Origin of the sequence: Bacillus sp. FSL H8-0492, from assembly GCF_038006145.1 — a bacterium.
GTDB lineage: Bacteria > Bacillota > Bacilli > Bacillales > Bacillaceae_G > Bacillus_A > Bacillus_A mycoides.
In genome coordinates this window covers 4,178,639-4,197,408 of record NZ_JBBOUP010000001.1, presented here as the reverse complement: position 1 = coordinate 4,197,408, position 18,770 = coordinate 4,178,639, and the positions used below count along the sequence as shown (strand labels likewise).

Below are 18,770 nucleotides of genomic sequence, written 5' to 3'. Positions count from 1 at the left end.
CGATAATGAGACGTTATGTCAACTTTACATGAATATGATATACATATCAATTCTCATATATAATTTAAGATAACGATGAAATAAGGAGCATATAATCAAATGCGTAGAAGAAGATCGTATGGAAGAACAAATAAGAAAGAAATTAGCTATGAAAAATTTCGTTGTACTCATTCCGAACAGGAGCTACCAATGAGCTATGGAAGTGATGCCCCTATTTATTATTACAATGTTCCTGAAATGGAAAGACAAAAACGCTTTGAAATAAATTCTGATATCTGCATTATGGATGGAGAATATTACTTTGTTCGAGGTTGTATAGAAATTCCGATTATAGATAGTAACGAAATATTTATTTGGAATATATGGGTATCTTTAAGCGAAGAAAGCTTCAATAAAACAATGGAATTATGGGAAGCGAAAGAAAGAGAAACAGAAGAACCTTACTTTGGATGGCTTTCTACATCAATCCCTGGTTATCCCGATACATTAAATTTGAGAACACATGTCCATACAAGATCCATTGGAATAAAACCCTTTATCGAATTGGAACCGACTGATCATCCTTTAGCAATTGAACAGAGAGAAGGAATTACTCTACAAAGAGTTGCAGAAATTAAAAAAATTGTTACTCAATATAATCGAGAAGAGAATTCTGAGTAAAACATATTACAACTTCCAATAACGATAATTATGTAAATAAGCTGTCCATATGGGCAGCTTATTTTATTTTTTGTTTAGCACGGGGATCTTTTCCGATAGTTTTTTAGCAGAAGCAAGCAGCTCCAACGATGAGTAATAAAATAAACAATACAACTAATAAAGCAAATCCTCCAGCGAAGCCACAGCCGCCACAACTACCACCAAAGCCCATAACAGTTCCTCCTTTAGATAGGAGGGGGAAGACAAAGGTTCACTCATGTGTTTTAACGGATTCAATTTACTTTATGCATTTATGAATGGAGCAGGTCCTTTTGAAAATAAAGAAAAGACACCTTATAAGGTGTCTTCCTTCGATTTGAAACATTTTAAGTTTAATAATATACGGTCTCGCCACTTACCTATTAGGCTGGAATTTTATAGTGTTTCTGAACAAAATTTTTTGCTAAATTTGAATCCTTAAGTTGATGGGGATCCTTTTATGTTTTATCATTTTTAAAAAAATCCTTCATTATCTTAGCGCTTTTAATATTCACCGTCACAGCTTCTACTTTATCTTTCTTCTCATCTTTAGCAATCGTAATTTGTTCCTTATTATCAACCCACACAAGAAACTCTTCTTTTGAGTCATCTTTATATGTAACGGTTATAGTAGAATGCGCAGATTGTTTCTTTTTTTGATCTAGTTTGATTGTTTTAGGAGTGCCTTTTTGGACTGCAGAAGCGATTGATTGTATCATTTCCTCGTTATCTGTTTGAGATTTGGAACTAGTATTACTTGTTGTTCTAAGCATCTCAATGTTGGTAATGTCTGCAGAGTTTAATTGAATGGCATTTTTCGTATTTTCTTGCTTAGTTGTTGAAGTATTATTTGTAGTAGAAGTGCTTGTACAGCCTATTAAAGTGAAAGATAGAGCGGTTAGAGCGCATATAGATATGATTTTTTTCATAGTATCCCTCCTTACGTTTAATTGTAACAATTTTCTGTTATTTTAGGTAGTTATTGTAAGGAGATAATTTTGTAAATCATAGGGAGACATGTTTACTAGTTTTCATGATGTTCGTATGAATAATATGAAGCGTATATATGAAAAATATGCGGTTCATTCTCTATCAAAATCAAAATTCACATAATTTTTTTCATATTTTATGTTTAACATTTCGAAAATGGGTGTATTACATATAATATAACAAATAATTCATTTTAGAGGAGGAAGTTAAAGATGGAAACGAAGTATAGTAAACCTTTTGTATATGAATTTATTACGGAGAAAGAGGTCATGAATGCAGCGAATGATCTAGTGAAGAAAGGAATCGACCAAAAAGATATTTACGTATTAACACATGAGAAAGAAAGGACAGATAGAATCGCAGACAATGCAGACGTGAATACAATTGGAATAAAAGAAGAGGGGATTGGGACAAGTATTATTAATGTTTTTCAAAAAACAGGAGATCAGTTAAGAAATAAGATGCAAGAGTTAGGACTTAATGAGGAAGAAGCTAACTTTTATGAAGAAAAACTGGATGAAGGGAAAATCTTATTATTCGTTAAGGATTTAGAAAGAGTCGGTGAATGGTTACAAGAAAGAAGATGCACGTATTCTATTTAAATTCATACTCTTTAAATCTACAAATCTATTACGAAAAGGAGATTGGAAATATGAGTGAGAGCGGGCTAAAAGAACAAATTACTGGTAAAGTTGAAAAGAAAAAGGGACAAGTAAAAGAAGGAATTGGTGAAGTTACAAAAGATAGAGAGTTGAAAAATGAAGGGAAGTGGGAGAAGACGAAGGGAACTGTAAAAGAAAAAGTCGGAAAAGTGAAACAAAAGATAAGTGATGGATTGGATAACAAAGAATAATACATGTTTATCAAGCTTTGGTTAAATGCCAAAGCTTGATAAATCCATTATAAAAATAATATAGGAGGTCTAATTGTGGGACTTATTATTACGTGTATTGTAGGTGGACTTATTGGTGCGTTAGCTGGAATGATTACAGGAAAAGACTTTCCTTTAGGTATAGTTGGTAATGTTATTGCCGGATTAATCGGATCTTGGGTAGGTAGTGCGTTATTTGGTCACTGGGGCCCTGAATGGGGAGGCATCTTTATTCTTCCAGCTTTATTAGGTGCAATCGTCTTTATTTTAATCGTTACATTCTTTTCTAGAATGCTACGGAAAGCGTAAGTATGATAATGAATAGTAATCTTAAGTTTGTTATATGCGACTATAAGGTTAATAAGCTCATAAAAATACATAAAAAAAGCATCCAATTAAACTAATTTGGATGCTTTTTTTATGTATTTTACATAGGAATGAGTGGAGGATGAAGAACCCCCACTCATTAAAATTACACTTTCTATTATGTATTAAGCTATCGTTACTTTTTTACAATTATTTATTCTTACGACCTGCCTCGGTTCTATATGAGATAAGTCCTCGCTATTACCTATATCAACTACAATTGTATTCGTTAGTATGTTAATAATGGAACCAATTAATTTTGTAGCATGATCGTGTCGATAAGAAAATTGAACAAAATCTCCCTTTTTAAAGCTGTGCTCTTCCATAGATAGATCCCCCTAAAAATAATGTTTATACATTATACATACACAAATTTATAAGGTTTAAACATTTGGTAGTATTTTTTTTAGTGTTAAGCTGAGAAAGGTGTAGAAAATTTATTTATAATTAAAATGAAAAAAATATGTTTAAAACTAATTTTTATGGGTAATTAAATAGTAGTAGTTTGAGATAAGGGGGCGGAAATGATGAATTTGGCAATAAATATTTTGCAAAATGAGTTAGGTTATACAGTACAACTTAATGGTGAGATTGATGCGTATACGGCATCAGATTTAAAAAATAAGGTAATGCCTATTGCAAGTGAGAAAGAGGTTTATATAGTAGTAGATTTTAATAAGGTAGATTATATGGATAGTACAGGTTTAGGCGTTTTTATAGCGCTATTAAAAGCAATTAAGAAAAATGATGGAAAACTAGAGTTTATTGGTGTATCTAAAAGGTTAAAAAGATTATTCGATATTACAGGACTAACAGAAATATTAAATTTGAATTCAGATTTTGAAAAAGTAGAAAGAAGGTGACTAGGGATGATGGAGAAATTTGAAAAGATAGAAATGAAAATTCCTGCAAAAGCAGAATATGTGGCTATTATTCGTTTAACAATGGCTGGTGTTGCGAATCGAATGGGCTTTGCTTATGACGATATAGAAGATATGAAAATTGCTATTAGTGAAGCATGTACAAACATTGTACAACATGCATATAAAGAAGACGTTGGAGAAATTACAATTGTCTTTGGCCTATATGAAAATCGATTAGAAATTATGGTTGCGGATAATGGAGTTAGCTTTGATTTTAGCACCTTAAAAAGTAAAGTTGGTCCGTATGATATTAATAAACCAGTAGAACATTTGCCGGAAAATGGTTTAGGTTTATATTTAATAAATACGTTAATGGATGATATACAAATTATGCATGATGAGGGCATGACAGTTTTAATGACAAAATATATACAAAGAGAGCAGGTGGAGAATGATGGAAATCCAATCTCAACCTACAAATCTTACTAAAGAAGACGTTATTAAACTAATTGCAGAATTCCAACAAAACCAATGTGATGAAGCGCAGGAAAGGTTGGTTAATCACTATAAAAATCTCGTATATTCCATTGCATACCGCTATTCAAAAGGTGGGCCGATGCATGAGGATATTATACAAGTAGGGATGTTAGGGCTCTTAGGCGCAATAAGAAGGTATGATTATTCGATAGGGAATGCTTTTGAACCGTTTGCAATACCTACGATAGTAGGGGAAATAAAGAAGTATTTACGTGATAAAACTTGGGGCGTTCATGTTCCAAGGCGAATTAAAGATTTAGGCGGAAAGATTAAACTTGTGATAGAGGAGCTAACAGATCACCTGCAACGTTCACCGAAGATTATAGAGATTGCAGATCATTTAGGACTATCCGAAGAGGAAGTGCTAGAAATTATGGATGCGAAAAATAATTATCAAGTATCTTCCTTAGATGATGTAGTTGAAAATTCATCTGATGGAAGTTCGGTAGCGAGAATTGAATCTGTAGGTGAGGTAGAGCAAGGATATGAACAGACAGAAAGACGTCTCGTTTTAGATGATATTTTTAACGTATTAAATGATACGGAAAAGAGTGTTATTCATTATATATTTGGAGAAAATTTAAATCAAAAGGATACAGGAGAGCGGTTAGGTATTTCACAAATGCACGTTTCTCGTATTAAAAGACAAGCAATAAGTAAATTGAAGCAAGCGGCGTTTTTAGATACATAAAAAATTAAAAATAATTATGTTTAAAACATGAGAAAAGGGGTAGTTATTAAGTATAGGAGGAGATATTAAAATGTCACACGATGTGAAAGAACTAATCGAAGGATTGAATGAAGATTTAGCAGGAGAATACTCGGCAATTATTATGTATAACCATAATGCAGCTACGGTTTCTGGTATATATAGACAAGTGTTAAAACCTTTCTTTGAATCTGAAATTAGTGATGAACAAGGACATGCCCTATATTTAGCGGAGAAAATTAAGACGCTAGGTGGTACACCTACTACGATCCCTTTACCAGTGAAACAAGTAGAAGATGTTAGAGAAATGTTAGAAGCAGCTAGACAATCAGAATATGAAACAATTAAGCGTTATGAAACGAGAAAAGAACAGGCAGCGAAATTAAATATGACAGAGTTAGTTGTAAAGTTAGAAGATATGATCGCAGATGAAACAAATCATATGGAAGAATTAGATCGCCTTTTAAATGACAAAGCAATGGTGTTAAATTAAAAGTGGAAATTTACCCCACTTTAATGGGCAGTAAGACCCACACCTCAAAATGCAGCGAAAGCAAAGAATTTAGGTGGGGGTCGGGCTGCCCATAAAAGTCCGATTGGTTCAACTAATAATCAGTGGGGGATGAAGAAAACCCCACTGATTAAAGTTTCACTTTATAGAGTGAAAGAACAAACTCTCATTTCTAGGGGGTTTGTTCTTTTGCTGTATAAATACGTATGAGTAGGAAATTTTTATTTTATAACTGAGTATGTAATACTAGAAAAATAGAAAATGATAATAGATTTACATTTTAAATAAGAAAAGGGGAAATAACTTGTGTCCATTTTAATTGTCGATGATAATCCGGTTAACATCTTTGTAATTGAAAAAATTTTAAAACAAGCCGGATATCAGGATCTTGTATCGCTTAATTCTGCACAAGAGCTTTTCGAATACACCCATTTTGGAAAAGATTCTTCCAGGCATAATGAAATTGATTTAATACTATTAGATATCATGATGCCTGAGATTGATGGACTTGAAGTTTGTAGGCGATTACAAAACGAGGAGAAGTTTAAAGATATTCCTATTATTTTTGTAACAGCTTTAGAAGATGCGAATAAATTAGCTGAAGCGCTTGATATAGGCGCAATGGATTATATTACGAAACCTATAAATAAAGTTGAATTGTTAGCTCGTATGCGTGTGGCATTACGCTTGAAATCGGAATTGAATTGGCATAAAGAACAAGAGGAAAATCTTCGTAATGAATTAGATTTAGCTACACAAGTACAAAGAAACTTATTAAGTAGCCCATTAAGAGAAGATCATATAAAAATTGAAGCAAGTTACTTACCTTCATTCAAACTAGCTGGAGATATGTATTATTGGTATAAAATCGATGAAAACCGCTACGGTATTATATTATTAGATGTGATGGGACATGGTGTATCTGCTTCATTAGTTTGTATGTTTATTTCGTCTGTATTACGTGAATCGATTAAATGTTTAATCGATCCGGAACTTGTCATTAAAGACTTAAATAAATATATGACTCTTTTACATAATGAGAATGACAATATTCCATATTATTTTACAGCAATATACTTAGTAGTTGATACAGAAAAGAGAACAATTGAATATGTAAATGCAGGACATCCTTCGGGATACGTTTTAGTTGATGAAGAGAATATAGTTGAATTAGATCGCGGGAGTTGTGCGGTAGGATTTTTTGATGAAATAAAAGTCGAGAAGACAGTCATACCTTTTGAGAAGAACGCTCAAATATTATTGTTTACAGATGGTGTTCTTGAAGCAATTGCAAATGATGAATTTGAGTCTGAAGAGAAATTACGTGCTTTTACAGAAAGAAAATGGGGAGATTTAGAAGAAGAGATAGAAGGGTTTTATAAGGAAGAACAGAAGAAAACACAATCAGATGATATGTGCCTAATTATGATACAAACGAATGCGAAATAAAAAGCGTATGAAATCCAAACAGAGGATTTCATACGCTTTTTATTGTATTTTTTGATAGATTTGTTCGTTAGGATTAAATTGGATATAATGCGGCATTATATCTGAAAAACGAAGAGTTTCTTTATTTCCTAAACATAGGAATCCATTGTGGCCTAAACTTTCATAAAATAGTTGCTGTACTTGGTTTTGAAGTTTACTCGTAAAGTAAATTAAAACGTTACGGCAAAGTATAATATGAAATTCGTTAAAAGATTGATCGGTTACTAAATTATGCTGTGCAAAAATAATGTTTTGTAAAAGGGATGGATTAAAATAAGCAAAACGATTATCTGTTGAATAATAGTTAGAAAATGCTTGTGTACCGCCAGCTTGTAAATAGTTTTTCGTATAAGTTTGCATTTTATTTAACGGAAGGATGCCTTGTTTTGCTTTTTCTAACACATTTGTATTCATATCTGTTGCGTAAATAACAGCTTTTTCACTTAATCCTTCTTCGTGAAGTAAGATGGACATTGATAACACTTCTTCACCAGTTGCGCATCCAGCATGCCAAATTCTAATTTCAGGATACTTTTTTAATTCAGGAATAACATGCTCTCTTAACGCTTTAAAAAAAGTAGGGTTACGGAACATTTCAGTTACATTAATGGAGAAATCATTTAATAATTGTTCTAAAAACCCTTCCTCATGAATTACTTTTTCAATTAATTTTGAAATGGTAGGGATATTAGAGAGCTGCATTCTATTACAAATTCTTCTATAAATAGATGTGCGAGCATATTGGCGAAAATCAAATCCTGACAGTTTAAATACCGCTTCCAATAGTAATTCAATTTCTAAGTTCGTACGCTTATCCATATCTACGGATGGATCAAAATTATAATACTTATTTTCCACTTAAACTAAACCTCACTTATTTTATTAACCATACACTCATTACCGAATAGAGCTGATGTAAATTTAATGGTTTACTTATATAATCTGAAGCGCCAGCAGATAAACATTTTTCTTTATCATTTGGCATTGCTTTAGCAGTTAATGCGATAATAGGTATTTCATGTAACCCTAAATTCATTCGGATATGTTCCATCGTTTCATAACCGTCCATATTCGGCATCATAATATCCATTAAGATAAGGTCAATATTTGTATTGCTTTTTAGTATTTCTAAACACTCTATGCCGTTTTGTGCAGTAATAATGTTGGCATGTTGTTTTTCTAATGCATTTTGTAATGCAAATATATTTCGATGATCATCATCGACAATTAAAATAGTTTTCTCTTGGAAGACGTTATTTGTTTCTGGAGTAACTATAGTTTCCTCAACAACTTCAGCAGGAATAATGTCATCTATCGTTGCTGCGACTTCTAAATTGGATAACTGTATATCATTTAACCCATTTGGAAGGTTAGGAATATATACTGTGAAAGTACTGCCTTCTCCTAAATTACTCTCTAACGTAATCCAACCGCCTAATAATCTAGCAAACTCTTTACAGATAGATAATCCTAAGCCTGTACCACCATATTTCCGAATCGTTGCGCCATCTGCCTGTTGAAAGGCTTCGAAAATGAGTTGATGCTGTTCTGTAGCGATACCAATACCAGTATCTTTTACTGAAATTGTAATCCAATCATTACTTATAGACTGCATTTCATTACTCAAATTGGTTGTTTCTATCGGATCGAAATGTAAAGAGACGGATCCTTTTTCCGTGAATTTAAATGCATTGGATAATAAGTTTTTAATAATTTGCTCAATCCGCTTTGCATCTGTATAAAATAAATCAGGAATAATATCACTGTCTTCAATAGTAAATGCGACATTTTTTTGTGCAGCTATATGTAAAAAGTTTTGATGCATATTTGCTGCCATGTCACTTATGTTCGTTGCTTCAAAAATAACATCTAGTTTCCCAGCTTCTACTTTAGATAAATCTAGTATGTCATTAATTAAAGTAAGTAAATCTTTCCCTGATGAATGAATGACGGTTGCTAATTCAATTTCATCATCGGATAAATGATTATCATGATTTTCTCTTAACATTTCAGATAATAGTAAAATACTATTTAACGGTGTGCGTAATTCATGTGACATATTTGCTAGGAATTCTGATTTGTATTTTGAGCTACGTAATATTTCACTTGCTTTTTCTTCTAATTCTGATTTAGTAATTTGTAAGTCAGCTGTCTTTTGCTCGGCCTCTTCAGTTCTAGACTCTAGTTGTTCATTAGTTGTTCTTAATTCTTCGGCTTGCATTTGTAGTTCTTCAGCTTGCGTTTGTAATTCTTCTGATTGAACTTGCAACTCTTCTGTCATTGCTTGTGATTCATGTAAAAGAGTTTGAATTCGCATACGTCCCATAATACTATGGATGGTTAGACCTAGGTTATCAACGGTTTGTTGAATTAAATCTTGATGTAAGTCTGAAATCTCAGTTACACTTACTAACTCCATTACTGCGATCACTTCATCTTCAAATAAGATAGGGACGACTAGTAGGTTTTGAGGGCGTATTTCTAATAAGCCGCTAGTGACATAACGAAATTCTTCTGGTATTTCTCGAAGAATAAAGCTTTGTTTTTCTAAAGCACATTGCCCAATTAAACCTTCACCCATTTTAATGGATTGTTTTCCAATATCAGCACCTTGATCAGCGAAAGAAGCTTTCTTTACATAGTAGACAGTTTCTTCAATTTCTTCACGTACATAGAATGCACCGCAAGAGGTTTGCGTTTTTTGTATAACTCCACTAAGAATTTTTTTACCTAACATCTCAATAGAAGGTATACCTTGATACATTAAAATTAATTCTGCAAGCTCGGTTTGTAACCACTCTCTTTTAGATATTTCGTCTAGTAGGTGGTTCGTTGTATGAGCAAGCTCTTTTATTTCATCCCGCGTGTTTACATGAATTCTTTCAGTAATTTTTTCTTTAGAAGAAATGGATTTAATAGCTTGAATTACGTTTTTAATCGTTTTTGTAATGGAATTCGAAATATAGAGTGAAATGATAATAGAGATACAAGAAAGTAAGAACAATAAACTGTATAACCAAATCTCTAATTTATTATTTTCAGTATCTAATTGTGCAGCTCTTTTTTTCGTTAGTTGCTCCTCTACACCACGGAAGTTAGTTAGCTGCGATTGTAATGACTGAATTTGAGTCGTGTCGATTGCTTGTATGTTATTACTATTATGATTTGTAATTAATGGATGAATCTCTTTATTAATCCAACTATTAATATTTTCGTTAATCTGTTTTAATTTTTCTTGCTGAGAGGGATTATCCTCTAATAGAGCCAAAAGATCTTGATAATGTTCTTCGTAATCCTTTTCCGCAGTATTCAGGGATTGCACGTAATTTGCGTTATTAGAAGTAATAAATCCTTTCGCTTTATTTTCAATTGTTAGCAATTCTTTCTCCACTTGATTCGTTAAATTAAGAACTTTAAAATCGTGATCAATAATAAAATTACGAGATTTTTGTAAATTGGAAATCTCATTGTTTAACATAATGAAAGAAATAAGTAAGAACAAAATCATAACTAAATAACCAGCCATAATTTTGTAGCGAATACTAAATTTTGCTTTCGATTTCATTAAAAATTCCTACCTTCAAGGTTATTCAAAGTTTTCAATTGTAAAGGATGAAAAACGTAATATATATTATATCAGTTTTCATAAGGCCAAACTAGAAATCCCCCTATTGTATTAGGGGGTCTCGTTTTGAATAGAGGAAATCAGTTTGAAATATAAAAACATATATGAAAAGTAACGATCGAGGGAATAGGGGGGATAATAAAACTTTTAAGAAGGAAAGAGTGTTCTTAAAGCTTTTTTTGCATCTATTCCTTCAAAGATAAATAATACAAGCTCTCTCTTTTTTACAGTAAGGAAAAAGGATATTAATGTGCTTAAGCTTTTAATAGAAGTAAGTGTTCCGTGTTTACTTATAAATAAATTAGTTTGAAATGTTGTCATTAAAGCATAAAAATGATGAATCTGCTTTATTGTAGGTGTTTCATTATAAAGAATAGTAGTAGATTGGATTGCATTCATCGAAATATTCCTTTCTGTATAGTAAGCATAACAATATAAACATACCCGTTTTAAAAAATGTTAAACATATAAATAAGAAAAATATAATTCTAGTTTTTTAGGTTTAGAAAGGGTTACGAAGGGTATACATATACTACAAAGAGATTGACTGAAGATGAATTGTAAGATTTCTATGTTTAGTAGATTAGTCTATCAAAATATAATTTTACTTTAAATAAAAAGGAGTCTGGTATACATGAATGAAATGATGATTGATATTACATTTGATTTAATTTACTTGTTAAGTAGTTCGCTTGTAATGCTGTTACTATTCGCTTTTTTCGTAAATGGTTATGTTAATAAGAAGGTTAGTGTATACAGAAATGAAGAAAGATAAAGATACATTATATAAAACTTTAGGAGGTTAATAGTTATGGATGTAGATAGAAAAATAGTAGGTATTTTTAGAACAATTGATGATGCGGCATTCGTTATTAATGAATTAAAAGATAAAGGATACTCGGCGGGTAACATTTCAGCTATTGCGAAGGATCAAAAGGAAATTGAACATCTGGAAGAAAAATCGGGTGAAAAAGTGAATAGTGAAACGCCACATAAAGCGGATATCTTTTCAGCGACAGGGCTTGTGGCAGGAGGAGTAGCAGGCGGACTTGGTGGTTTATTAACAGGTCTTGGTATACTTGCTGTTTCTGGAATGGGTCCAATCGTAGCAGCGGGACCTATCGCAGCAGCTATTGGAGGAGCCGGTATTGGCGGAGGAGCTGGAAGTTTAATAGGAGCATTTATCGGATTAGGAATTCCCGAAGAACATGCTAAAAAATATGAAGAATACATTTACGATGGAAATATATTAATTTTAGTAGATGCAAAATTAGATGATAAGTTAGAAATCTATAAAATATTTGATAAGCATAATGCTTATAACTCCGATTTCTTTAAATAATATTTACTTCACATATCAATGATGAAAAATGTAAAAATAGTGAATATCGTTTTTGATCTTACAACTTTGGCGCGGCCGAGGAGTCGTATGACTATAAGAGAGGAAGGGCTTATAGTAAAAGATCAAGTTCTATTATGATATTAAAAAGGGAAGAGGTGTCTTTTCGTGATTGTAAAAATATTAAAGGATAGTAGTAATAGTTTCCTTTGTACAGTTCAAAATCAAAATGGGGAGAAGTATGTGAAGAAATGGTTTAGTAAACAGAAAAACAAGGAAGAAGTAGGGCGACCAACTTTTAAAGAAGTAGAAAAGGATTGGAAAGAAAATAGAGAATCGTTTATGTATCCGAATGTTAAAGCACTTTATTAAGCATAATAGGCGCTTTATTATTACAAAATTGTCACACTCCTGTAAGGTAATTCAATAGATTAGATACTTTTTCCGTGTCATAATAAAGACATAAGAAAGCGCATTAAAAAACTACAACTTATTAGGAGAGTGTCAGTCATGATTGTAACAACAACGTCTGGAATTCAAGGTAAAGAAGTTATTGAGTATATCGATATTGTAAATGGTGAAGCTATTATGGGTGCAAATATTGTCCGCGACTTATTCGCTTCCGTTCGTGATGTTGTCGGTGGTCGTGCTGGTTCTTACGAAAGCAAGCTAAAAGAAGCTCGTGATATCGCAATGGATGAAATGAAAGAACTTGCAAAACAAAAAGGTGCGAACGCTATCGTTGGTATTGACGTAGATTATGAAGTTGTTCGTGATGGAATGTTAATGGTTGCTGTAAGTGGTACAGCTGTACGTATATAAGTAAGTAAAAATACAAGCTCACCCCTTGAAGCTTATGCTTTGAGGGGATTTTTTTGTTTTCAAGTTGTAGAAGTAAAAAGAATGAGCTTGATCCTTTAGGAAAAAGCCCATTCTTTTTATTTAAGCTATAAGATCTTTCGCTTCTACTTCCTTTTTGTTCATGACTAAAGTTAACATGAATAAAATTAAGCTTAAAAGTGCCATTATAATAAAAATTTGCGTATAACCATCAAAATAGTCACGAGCGATTCCTGCTAGGACAGGAATGAATCCGCCCATAATGTATCCTCCGGACTGCATCATAGCAGTCCATGCACTCGCATCTTCTGAAGTTTTTGTTTCATATAGCGGTAGCATGAGAGCGAGTGGGAATACGCCGCCGAGCCCGATACCTAGTAAAATAGAAGGGATCCATGGTGTAGTTAGTGGGTAAATCATAAGCGATAAACCTACGAGTACAAAGCATATACTCCCTAATAACCAAAGTGCTCGGTTTTTATAAATATCCGCTAATGCTGGAATTAAAAAGCTGCATATCATTTGAACAACTGTAAAAACAGTTGTGAGAGTACCAGCTTGTTCGCTACTGACACCCATATTTTGATTTGCGGGCGCAAGCCAAGTTGTAATGGAGTAAAAGATTCCTGATTGTAGTCCGAAAAAGATTGTGAACAACCATGCTTTTTTATTTCTTAAAGGTAAACTATTATTCTTTTTATCTTGTGTGCTCGTATTCTTTTTTCGTTTCATAACCGGATACCAAAATATAATAGCGATTATAGTAAGTACACCCCAAAAAGCGAGTGCCATATTCCAATCGTCTTTTAATACATGTTGTAAAGGAATCGTTAATCCTGCACTTAAAGAAGCGCCAGTTCCCATGCCTACTGAATATATTCCAATCATTAAGCCGATTTTCGTAGGGAATTTTTCTTTAATAAAACCTGATAGTAACGGACCTGCAAGTGCAATTCCAATGCCGATAAATAAAGAGCTCGCGAATAATGTGGAAATGGAAGAGGTAAAAGCCCTCATACATGTAGCAAAGCCAATTAAAATAAGACAAGCCATAATTGCTTTTTCTGCCCCATATTTTTTAATTACCTTCCCAGTCAGTAAGGCGAATGTCCCCATACAAAAAACAGGAATAGCTGTTAAAAAGCTAACGGAAAAATTGCTTATATTTAGGTCTTGTCGGATGGTTTCTAATAAAGGTGAAATAGATGTAATTCCGATACGTAAATTAATGGAAACAAAAAATAGTGCTAGTATATACAAATAAGTTCGTCCTTGATGTTTCAATTTGATTTTCTCCTCTCATAAACATCAGATGTTATTGAGTATATCATCTGATGTTTAAGTGTAATATATAAGGAGCTTATTTCAGCTCCAAATTTTGAACGGCGAATGTTCGTGCCTCTTCGGCATTTTGTTTTAAAATAGCTTGGAATAATTTTTCATGAATTTCAGAGTTATCTTCATAATTCACTGTATTTAATATTAATTGGCTTAAAATGTGGCGAAGGGCAGGTACGAAAGATTGATACAAATCAAGTAGAACTTCGTTTTTGCTCGCCTTTGCAATTGCTAGATGAAACTGAATGTCTGCATCTATGTATGCTACATAATTTCCTTCTTGAAGGGCGTGTTTTCTTTTATTCAAATGTCCTTTTAAGTATAAAAGATCCTCGTCGCTTCGGCGCTGTGCCGCTAACATCGCTACTTCTTTATCTAGCATATTTCGTGCTTCATACACATGATTTATATTAGCTGCTTGCAATCGTTTTTCAAATGAATCTTGCGTTGTATTTAGTGAGACAATACGAGTACCTTGTCCTTGTCGAACTTCTAATATGCCAGCATGTACTAATATCTTTATGCTTTCTCGCAATGTTGAACGTCCTACTCCTAACTCTTCCATTAATTGCGGCTCTGTAGGGAGGCGATCACCAACTTCATACTCGCCAGAAAAGATTTTTTCTTGTAGACGTTCTAGCACTTCATCGACTAATTTCCGCCGAGAAACTTTTGAAAAAGATTTCTTTTCGTTTATATTCATCTGCTCATCTCCTGTTATATTCGCTTTTATGATAACCAATTTAAGTTCTGTTGACAATGTTATTTTTTAGGTAGTTGAAGCGGGGATACTAAAATAGGGTTTATAAGACATAAAAAAATCTATTTTGAAAAAATCAATCAAAATAGATTCTTCAATTGCATTTGATAACTCGTCAAAAACACTTTCCCTTTCGTTTTCTCAGCAGACTGCACAATATCAACCGCACTTTTCACATCTGCTAAGTCATATGTAGAATGGACTGTCATGAAACGTAATTGCTTATTTTCCACTAGGCGAATTAAGTGACGAAACGTTTCTTGCCATTTATATGGTGCTACTTCTTTATTCCAATGTCGTAAATGAAATATGTTCGCGTGCACTTTTGCTTTTGTGACAATCTCTGCCCAGTTAACTTGTATTCCTGATAGAAGGCCGATCGTTAAAAAGCGCCCGTTTGGACGTAAGGAGAAAGCTAATTCATTTCCATCCGGTCCTCCGATAGAATCAATCGCAGCATCTGCACCGAGCCCGTTTGTTAATTCCATAACGGTTTCATAAAGCGGGGCAGTGGAAGTATCAATTACATATTCGGCACCGAGCTGAAGTAATTCCTCTGTATGTTTATTATTTCTCGTAACAGCAATTAATCGGAAGTTTAAAATTTGTGATAACTGAGCAAAAAGATGACCAATAGCGGATCCGCAAGCATTCACTAATAAAACGTCATTACTCTGTAAGTTTAACGTTTCTGTACATGTAACCCATGCCGTAAGGGGATTAATATACATTTGTGCCGCTGTAAAATCATCAATGGAATCAGGAATAGGGACTACAAATTCAGCTGATGTTGTAACGAACTCTTGCCAAGTACCATCCCCGCGTAACGGTAAAACACGTTTACCGATAAGATCTCTAGTAACGCCCGCGCCTACATCTTCTACAATACCAACACCTTCATAACCAGGTATGTTAGGTAAAGGGATTCTATGTGCATATGCTCCGGTTACTGGAATTAAGTCAGATGGATTAATCGGTCTAACTAACATACGAACTAAAACTTCATTATCTTTTAATGGTTCTATATTTTTATATTCAACTTGTAATACATCTTTTGGGTTACCAAACTCATGAAATTGAATGTATTTTCCGTGCAAGATAAACGTTCCCCCTTAGTTTGATTGGGTTAATTATAGCATTTTTGGTTTAAATGATTATTTCATTAGCACTAAATAAAAGGGAACAGAAAGTCGTCGTTTATATATCTGATAAAATCGTAGAAAATGGTATTGCTGTGTTTAAAAAATTTAATGAAAAATAGGCTCGACCCTTGAAGTTTATGCTTTGAGGGGATTTTTATTGTGCAAATTTCAAAAAGATACATTAATTATGTAGCATTGTATGAATTGTAGAATTGATTTTCTAAATAAGTTATTAGGTATATAGTAATATAATAAAAAGACGCCCTTGTGAGCGTCTTTTTCCAACTTGAGATAGGTATATCATTATTGTTCTGCTAAGGTACATAATTCTCGTTTAAAGCTTTCTCACACAAATGATCTGTGTATCAATTTTTTTGATATACAGATCATTTGTATGATAATTCTTATAGATAATTGCTGAATAATAATTTTACATAAATGCTTTTAAAAGTTCTTGAACTAATGGAATTACTCCACCTACAAATTTTAAAACTGCCATTGCGATTTCCATATGATTGCCTCCTTTTTTAAATAGTAAGATGTAATAAATCTATCTAACCTCATTATAGTAAGCGCTTACAAAAACATCAATGCATTTCGATATGCAATATTTCATATTTGTATTCGGTAATGAGGATAAAGAGGAATCAGTAACCTATCAAAATATAAGTCGTATCTTGTATAGTATAATGTAATGGTGGAGGTCAGATATGAAAAAAATAAGTTTAAATATAGATTTGGATACAAATGTATTGGAAGTGGTATTTATTCCAAGAAGGTTTATTATTTTATGGATTACACTCGTATATATAGCTTCAATGCTTTTAGAATTTCGTAATAATATTTTCTCTATGGATAGTTTTTTCTTTACAATAGTCATTGTTATTCATACTATTTTTCATTGGTATGCGAGTTCATTAAAAAATAGGCAATTGTTGTACTTCTTTTTTGTACAACTTTTCATTGTGTTTTTGGCTGCATTTATTGCAACAAATGCTTCGATAGCGATTTTTGTTGGATTAACTCCTATTTTAATCGCCCAAAGTTTATATGTTTATAACAATATATTTAAAGTAATGGCAGTTTTTACTCTTATGTATGCAATATTTTGTGCTGCAATTAGTATCAATTATGGTGTGAATAAATTAGCTATTCTTATCTCTATGTTTCTTTTAGTGTTAGCAATTATTATTCCTTTTTCTTATATTAATAAGCAGCAATTTGATGCACGTAATCGTATACAGAGCTATATTCAAGAGTTAGAGTCTGCATATATGAGAGTGGAAGAATTGACATTAGCTAATGAAAGGCAGCGTATGGCAAGAGATTTACATGATACGTTAGCGCAAGGTTTAGCAAGCTTAATTATGCAATTGGAAGCGATAGATGCCCATATGCAAAAAGGGAATACAGGACGATCTCAAGAGATTATGAAACAAACTATGATAAGAGCGAGACAAACTTTACATGATGCAAGGTTGGTTATTGATGATTTGCGTCATACTACAAATTCATTTAATGGAGCAGTAAAAGAAGAGATTCAACGTTTTTCTGAAGCTACGTCTATACATGTGAGATTTACTATCCAAAGTCCACCGTATATTTCAAGCGTAGTAAAAGAGCACTGCTTATATGTAATTAGTGAATGTTTAACGAATATCGCAAAACATTCACAGGCAGCAGATGTAAATTTAAATGTTGAATATATCGATGATCTTGAAAAACTTACTATTGAAGTTGAAGATAATGGAATTGGTTTTGACACTAGATATATTGGTAAGAATCCTGGACATTATGGTTTAATTGGTCTAAATGAGCGTGTTCGATTGATTAAGGGAGAAATACATATATTGAGTGAGAAGATGAAAGGTACGAAAGTGTATATTCAAGTGCCTATAAATAAAGAAGGAGATGGCCATGAAGCATAACGTATTAATTGTAGATGATCATTTCGTTGTAAGAGAAGGTCTGAAATTAATAATAGAAACGAGTGATTCATTTCAAATTATAGGTGAGGCTGCAAACGGAGAAGAAGCCCTTTCTTTCATAGAAAAGAAGAAACCTGATGTCATTTTAATGGATTTGAATATGCCTAAAATGAGTGGTTTAGAAACAATTGAGGCTTTGAATGAAAAACAAAACCATACGCCGATTATTATATTAACTACTTATAACGAAGATGAATTAATGGTAAAGGGAATTGAGTTAGGGGCAAAAGGATATTTGCTAAAAGATACGGATCGTGAGAATTTGTTTCGAACGTTGGAAGCGGCTATTCGAGGTGAGATTTTACTACAACCAAATATTATGGAAAAGATAGTGAAGTATAAAAGGAAAGAAGTACATGCTGATAAGGTTGCAGAAAATAACTTAACAGATAAAGAATTGTTTGTGCTGAAAGCTATTGCACGCGGATATAAAAATAAAGAAATTGCATTTGATATGGGGATAGCTGAGCGAACGGTAAAAGCGTATTTAACAAATATATACAATAAATTAGGTGTTAATTCACGATCAGAAGCAGTAGCTGTATCTATTGAAAGGAAGTTAATTCATTTTTAAAACATTATATATGCCCAATCGTACATTATAGGCTTGCCCTTTTGTACGATTTTTTTATTTCTTCCTTATGTTATGCTTCAGAAAGTATGAGAGATTTAAGAACAATCTAATTGCATTACAATTATAGACGTTTCTCATGTAGGAAAGGAAG

24 protein-coding genes and 1 pseudogene are annotated in these 18,770 nt (G+C 32.8%); 15 read left to right on the top strand and 10 right to left on the bottom strand.

Annotated features, from left to right (window positions below):
• Positions 1-99 precede the first annotated feature (99 nt).
• Positions 100-660 carry a DUF2199 domain-containing protein gene (locus MHH66_RS21540; RefSeq protein WP_078184600.1) on the top strand — a complete coding sequence of 187 codons (561 nt, stop codon included), beginning with the start codon at positions 100-102 and terminating at the stop codon, positions 658-660.
• A gap of 103 nt (positions 661-763) precedes the next feature.
• Here MHH66_RS21540 and MHH66_RS21535 read toward each other — a convergent pair whose 3' ends face one another.
• Entirely contained in the window at positions 764-871 is a 108-nt protein-coding gene (locus MHH66_RS21535) for a YjcZ family sporulation protein (RefSeq protein ID WP_078184601.1), read from the bottom strand.
• Between the two features lie 265 nt (positions 872-1,136).
• The gene (locus MHH66_RS21530) at positions 1,137-1,607 is read right to left on the bottom strand and encodes a hypothetical protein (protein ID WP_078184603.1); all 471 of its coding nucleotides are present in this window, start codon (positions 1,605-1,607) and stop codon (positions 1,137-1,139) included.
• Between the two features lie 273 nt (positions 1,608-1,880).
• Here MHH66_RS21530 and MHH66_RS21525 point away from each other — a divergent pair, with 273 nt between their 5' ends.
• The 3 genes from MHH66_RS21525 to MHH66_RS21515 all read left to right on the top strand — a co-directional run bounded on the left by MHH66_RS21525 (position 1,881) and on the right by MHH66_RS21515 (position 2,848).
• Positions 1,881-2,270: a general stress protein gene (locus MHH66_RS21525; RefSeq protein WP_063217523.1), complete on the top strand. Its 390-nt coding sequence runs from the start codon at positions 1,881-1,883 to the stop codon at positions 2,268-2,270.
• A gap of 50 nt (positions 2,271-2,320) precedes the next feature.
• Positions 2,321-2,521: a CsbD family protein gene (locus MHH66_RS21520; protein WP_078184604.1), complete on the top strand. Its 201-nt coding sequence runs from the start codon at positions 2,321-2,323 to the stop codon at positions 2,519-2,521.
• 75 nt (positions 2,522-2,596) lie between these two features.
• Positions 2,597-2,848, top strand: a complete 252-nt coding sequence (locus MHH66_RS21515; RefSeq protein ID WP_000522902.1) for a GlsB/YeaQ/YmgE family stress response membrane protein — start codon at positions 2,597-2,599, stop codon at positions 2,846-2,848.
• 182 nt (positions 2,849-3,030) lie between these two features.
• Here the strand turns inward: MHH66_RS21515 and MHH66_RS21510 are convergent, their stop codons facing one another.
• Positions 3,031-3,231, bottom strand: coding sequence for a methyltransferase (locus tag MHH66_RS21510; RefSeq protein WP_002140674.1), 201 nt, complete (start codon positions 3,229-3,231; stop codon positions 3,031-3,033).
• A 198-nt stretch (positions 3,232-3,429) separates the two neighbouring features.
• Here MHH66_RS21510 and rsbV point away from each other — a divergent pair, with 198 nt between their 5' ends.
• From rsbV to MHH66_RS21485, 5 genes are all read left to right on the top strand, one after another.
• Complete coding sequence (gene rsbV, locus MHH66_RS21505; RefSeq protein ID WP_063217525.1) at positions 3,430-3,768, top strand: anti sigma b factor antagonist RsbV; 339 nt, start codon at positions 3,430-3,432, stop codon at positions 3,766-3,768.
• Between the two features lie 6 nt (positions 3,769-3,774).
• The gene (gene rsbW, locus MHH66_RS21500; RefSeq protein WP_063217526.1) at positions 3,775-4,257 is read left to right on the top strand and encodes an anti-sigma B factor RsbW; all 483 of its coding nucleotides are present in this window, start codon (positions 3,775-3,777) and stop codon (positions 4,255-4,257) included.
• Complete coding sequence (sigB, locus tag MHH66_RS21495; protein ID WP_063217527.1) at positions 4,220-4,996, top strand: RNA polymerase sigma factor SigB; 777 nt, start codon at positions 4,220-4,222, stop codon at positions 4,994-4,996. The genes rsbW and sigB overlap by 38 nt, the downstream gene beginning before the upstream one ends.
• A gap of 70 nt (positions 4,997-5,066) precedes the next feature.
• The gene (locus tag MHH66_RS21490; RefSeq protein WP_002011070.1) at positions 5,067-5,507 is read left to right on the top strand and encodes a ferritin-like domain-containing protein; all 441 of its coding nucleotides are present in this window, start codon (positions 5,067-5,069) and stop codon (positions 5,505-5,507) included.
• Between the two features lie 324 nt (positions 5,508-5,831).
• A complete protein-coding gene (locus MHH66_RS21485) occupies positions 5,832-6,974 on the top strand; it encodes a fused response regulator/phosphatase (RefSeq protein WP_063217528.1) in 1,143 nt (380 codons plus the stop codon).
• Between the two features lie 39 nt (positions 6,975-7,013).
• Here MHH66_RS21485 and MHH66_RS21480 read toward each other — a convergent pair whose 3' ends face one another.
• From MHH66_RS21480 to MHH66_RS21470, 3 genes are all read right to left on the bottom strand, one after another.
• On the bottom strand, positions 7,014-7,871 hold the full coding sequence (locus tag MHH66_RS21480) for a CheR family methyltransferase (RefSeq protein ID WP_002168988.1): 858 nt from the start codon (positions 7,869-7,871) through the stop codon (positions 7,014-7,016).
• 16 nt (positions 7,872-7,887) lie between these two features.
• The gene (locus MHH66_RS21475; protein ID WP_078184605.1) at positions 7,888-10,578 is read right to left on the bottom strand and encodes a response regulator; all 2,691 of its coding nucleotides are present in this window, start codon (positions 10,576-10,578) and stop codon (positions 7,888-7,890) included.
• A 207-nt stretch (positions 10,579-10,785) separates the two neighbouring features.
• Positions 10,786-11,037, bottom strand: a complete 252-nt coding sequence (locus MHH66_RS21470; RefSeq protein ID WP_002168986.1) for a hypothetical protein — start codon at positions 11,035-11,037, stop codon at positions 10,786-10,788.
• A gap of 235 nt (positions 11,038-11,272) precedes the next feature.
• Between MHH66_RS21470 and MHH66_RS21465 the strand changes: the two genes are divergently transcribed.
• The 4 genes from MHH66_RS21465 to MHH66_RS21450 all read left to right on the top strand — a co-directional run bounded on the left by MHH66_RS21465 (position 11,273) and on the right by MHH66_RS21450 (position 12,799).
• A complete protein-coding gene (locus tag MHH66_RS21465) occupies positions 11,273-11,413 on the top strand; it encodes a hypothetical protein (protein WP_002011076.1) in 141 nt (46 codons plus the stop codon).
• 36 nt (positions 11,414-11,449) lie between these two features.
• A complete protein-coding gene (locus MHH66_RS21460) occupies positions 11,450-11,980 on the top strand; it encodes a general stress protein (RefSeq protein WP_063217531.1) in 531 nt (176 codons plus the stop codon).
• A 165-nt stretch (positions 11,981-12,145) separates the two neighbouring features.
• The gene (locus tag MHH66_RS21455) at positions 12,146-12,349 is read left to right on the top strand and encodes a DUF4028 family protein (protein ID WP_063217532.1); all 204 of its coding nucleotides are present in this window, start codon (positions 12,146-12,148) and stop codon (positions 12,347-12,349) included.
• Between the two features lie 138 nt (positions 12,350-12,487).
• Positions 12,488-12,799, top strand: coding sequence for a YbjQ family protein (locus MHH66_RS21450; RefSeq protein WP_078184606.1), 312 nt, complete (start codon positions 12,488-12,490; stop codon positions 12,797-12,799).
• A 120-nt stretch (positions 12,800-12,919) separates the two neighbouring features.
• Here the strand turns inward: MHH66_RS21450 and MHH66_RS21445 are convergent, their stop codons facing one another.
• The 4 genes and pseudogenes from MHH66_RS21445 to MHH66_RS21430 all read right to left on the bottom strand — a co-directional run bounded on the left by MHH66_RS21445 (position 12,920) and on the right by MHH66_RS21430 (position 16,673).
• Complete coding sequence (locus tag MHH66_RS21445; protein ID WP_078184607.1) at positions 12,920-14,107, bottom strand: MFS transporter; 1,188 nt, start codon at positions 14,105-14,107, stop codon at positions 12,920-12,922.
• Between the two features lie 70 nt (positions 14,108-14,177).
• Entirely contained in the window at positions 14,178-14,858 is a 681-nt protein-coding gene (locus tag MHH66_RS21440) for a FadR/GntR family transcriptional regulator (RefSeq protein WP_078184608.1), read from the bottom strand.
• A gap of 137 nt (positions 14,859-14,995) precedes the next feature.
• On the bottom strand, positions 14,996-16,012 hold the full coding sequence (locus tag MHH66_RS21435) for a zinc-dependent alcohol dehydrogenase family protein (RefSeq protein WP_063217535.1): 1,017 nt from the start codon (positions 16,010-16,012) through the stop codon (positions 14,996-14,998).
• A gap of 475 nt (positions 16,013-16,487) precedes the next feature.
• Positions 16,488-16,673, bottom strand: a pseudogene (locus tag MHH66_RS21430) (hypothetical protein).
• A gap of 94 nt (positions 16,674-16,767) precedes the next feature.
• Here MHH66_RS21430 and MHH66_RS21425 point away from each other — a divergent pair.
• Both MHH66_RS21425 and MHH66_RS21420 read left to right on the top strand, forming a co-directional pair.
• Positions 16,768-17,985 (top strand): sensor histidine kinase, encoded by a 1,218-nt coding sequence (locus tag MHH66_RS21425; protein WP_078184609.1) that lies wholly within the window; start codon positions 16,768-16,770, stop codon positions 17,983-17,985.
• Positions 17,975-18,619 (top strand): response regulator, encoded by a 645-nt coding sequence (locus MHH66_RS21420; protein WP_063217537.1) that lies wholly within the window; start codon positions 17,975-17,977, stop codon positions 18,617-18,619. Before MHH66_RS21425 ends, MHH66_RS21420 begins: the two co-directional genes overlap by 11 nt.
• Positions 18,620-18,770: the final 151 nt, after the last annotated feature.

What these genes read in the sequence shown, in the direction of transcription:
- MHH66_RS21465 (WP_002011076.1), top strand. Translation starts at nt 11,273, where the DNA reads ATGAATGAAATGATGATTGATATTACATTTGATTTAATTTACTTGTTA.
- rsbV (WP_063217525.1), top strand. Translation starts at nt 3,430, where the DNA reads ATGATGAATTTGGCAATAAATATTTTGCAAAATGAGTTAGGTTATACA.
- MHH66_RS21470 (WP_002168986.1), bottom strand. Translation starts at nt 11,037, where the DNA reads ATGAATGCAATCCAATCTACTACTATTCTTTATAATGAAACACCTACA.
- MHH66_RS21510 (WP_002140674.1), bottom strand. Translation starts at nt 3,231, where the DNA reads ATGGAAGAGCACAGCTTTAAAAAGGGAGATTTTGTTCAATTTTCTTAT.
- MHH66_RS21540 (WP_078184600.1), top strand. Translation starts at nt 100, where the DNA reads ATGCGTAGAAGAAGATCGTATGGAAGAACAAATAAGAAAGAAATTAGC.
- MHH66_RS21475 (WP_078184605.1), bottom strand. Translation starts at nt 10,578, where the DNA reads ATGAAATCGAAAGCAAAATTTAGTATTCGCTACAAAATTATGGCTGGT.
- MHH66_RS21530 (WP_078184603.1), bottom strand. Translation starts at nt 1,607, where the DNA reads ATGAAAAAAATCATATCTATATGCGCTCTAACCGCTCTATCTTTCACT.
- MHH66_RS21440 (WP_078184608.1), bottom strand. Translation starts at nt 14,858, where the DNA reads ATGAATATAAACGAAAAGAAATCTTTTTCAAAAGTTTCTCGGCGGAAA.
- MHH66_RS21490 (WP_002011070.1), top strand. Translation starts at nt 5,067, where the DNA reads ATGTCACACGATGTGAAAGAACTAATCGAAGGATTGAATGAAGATTTA.
- MHH66_RS21460 (WP_063217531.1), top strand. Translation starts at nt 11,450, where the DNA reads ATGGATGTAGATAGAAAAATAGTAGGTATTTTTAGAACAATTGATGAT.
- MHH66_RS21535 (WP_078184601.1), bottom strand. Translation starts at nt 871, where the DNA reads ATGGGCTTTGGTGGTAGTTGTGGCGGCTGTGGCTTCGCTGGAGGATTT.
- MHH66_RS21520 (WP_078184604.1), top strand. Translation starts at nt 2,321, where the DNA reads ATGAGTGAGAGCGGGCTAAAAGAACAAATTACTGGTAAAGTTGAAAAG.
- MHH66_RS21425 (WP_078184609.1), top strand. Translation starts at nt 16,768, where the DNA reads ATGAAAAAAATAAGTTTAAATATAGATTTGGATACAAATGTATTGGAA.
- sigB (WP_063217527.1), top strand. Translation starts at nt 4,220, where the DNA reads ATGATGGAAATCCAATCTCAACCTACAAATCTTACTAAAGAAGACGTT.
- MHH66_RS21525 (WP_063217523.1), top strand. Translation starts at nt 1,881, where the DNA reads ATGGAAACGAAGTATAGTAAACCTTTTGTATATGAATTTATTACGGAG.
- MHH66_RS21420 (WP_063217537.1), top strand. Translation starts at nt 17,975, where the DNA reads ATGAAGCATAACGTATTAATTGTAGATGATCATTTCGTTGTAAGAGAA.
- rsbW (WP_063217526.1), top strand. Translation starts at nt 3,775, where the DNA reads ATGATGGAGAAATTTGAAAAGATAGAAATGAAAATTCCTGCAAAAGCA.
- MHH66_RS21450 (WP_078184606.1), top strand. Translation starts at nt 12,488, where the DNA reads ATGATTGTAACAACAACGTCTGGAATTCAAGGTAAAGAAGTTATTGAG.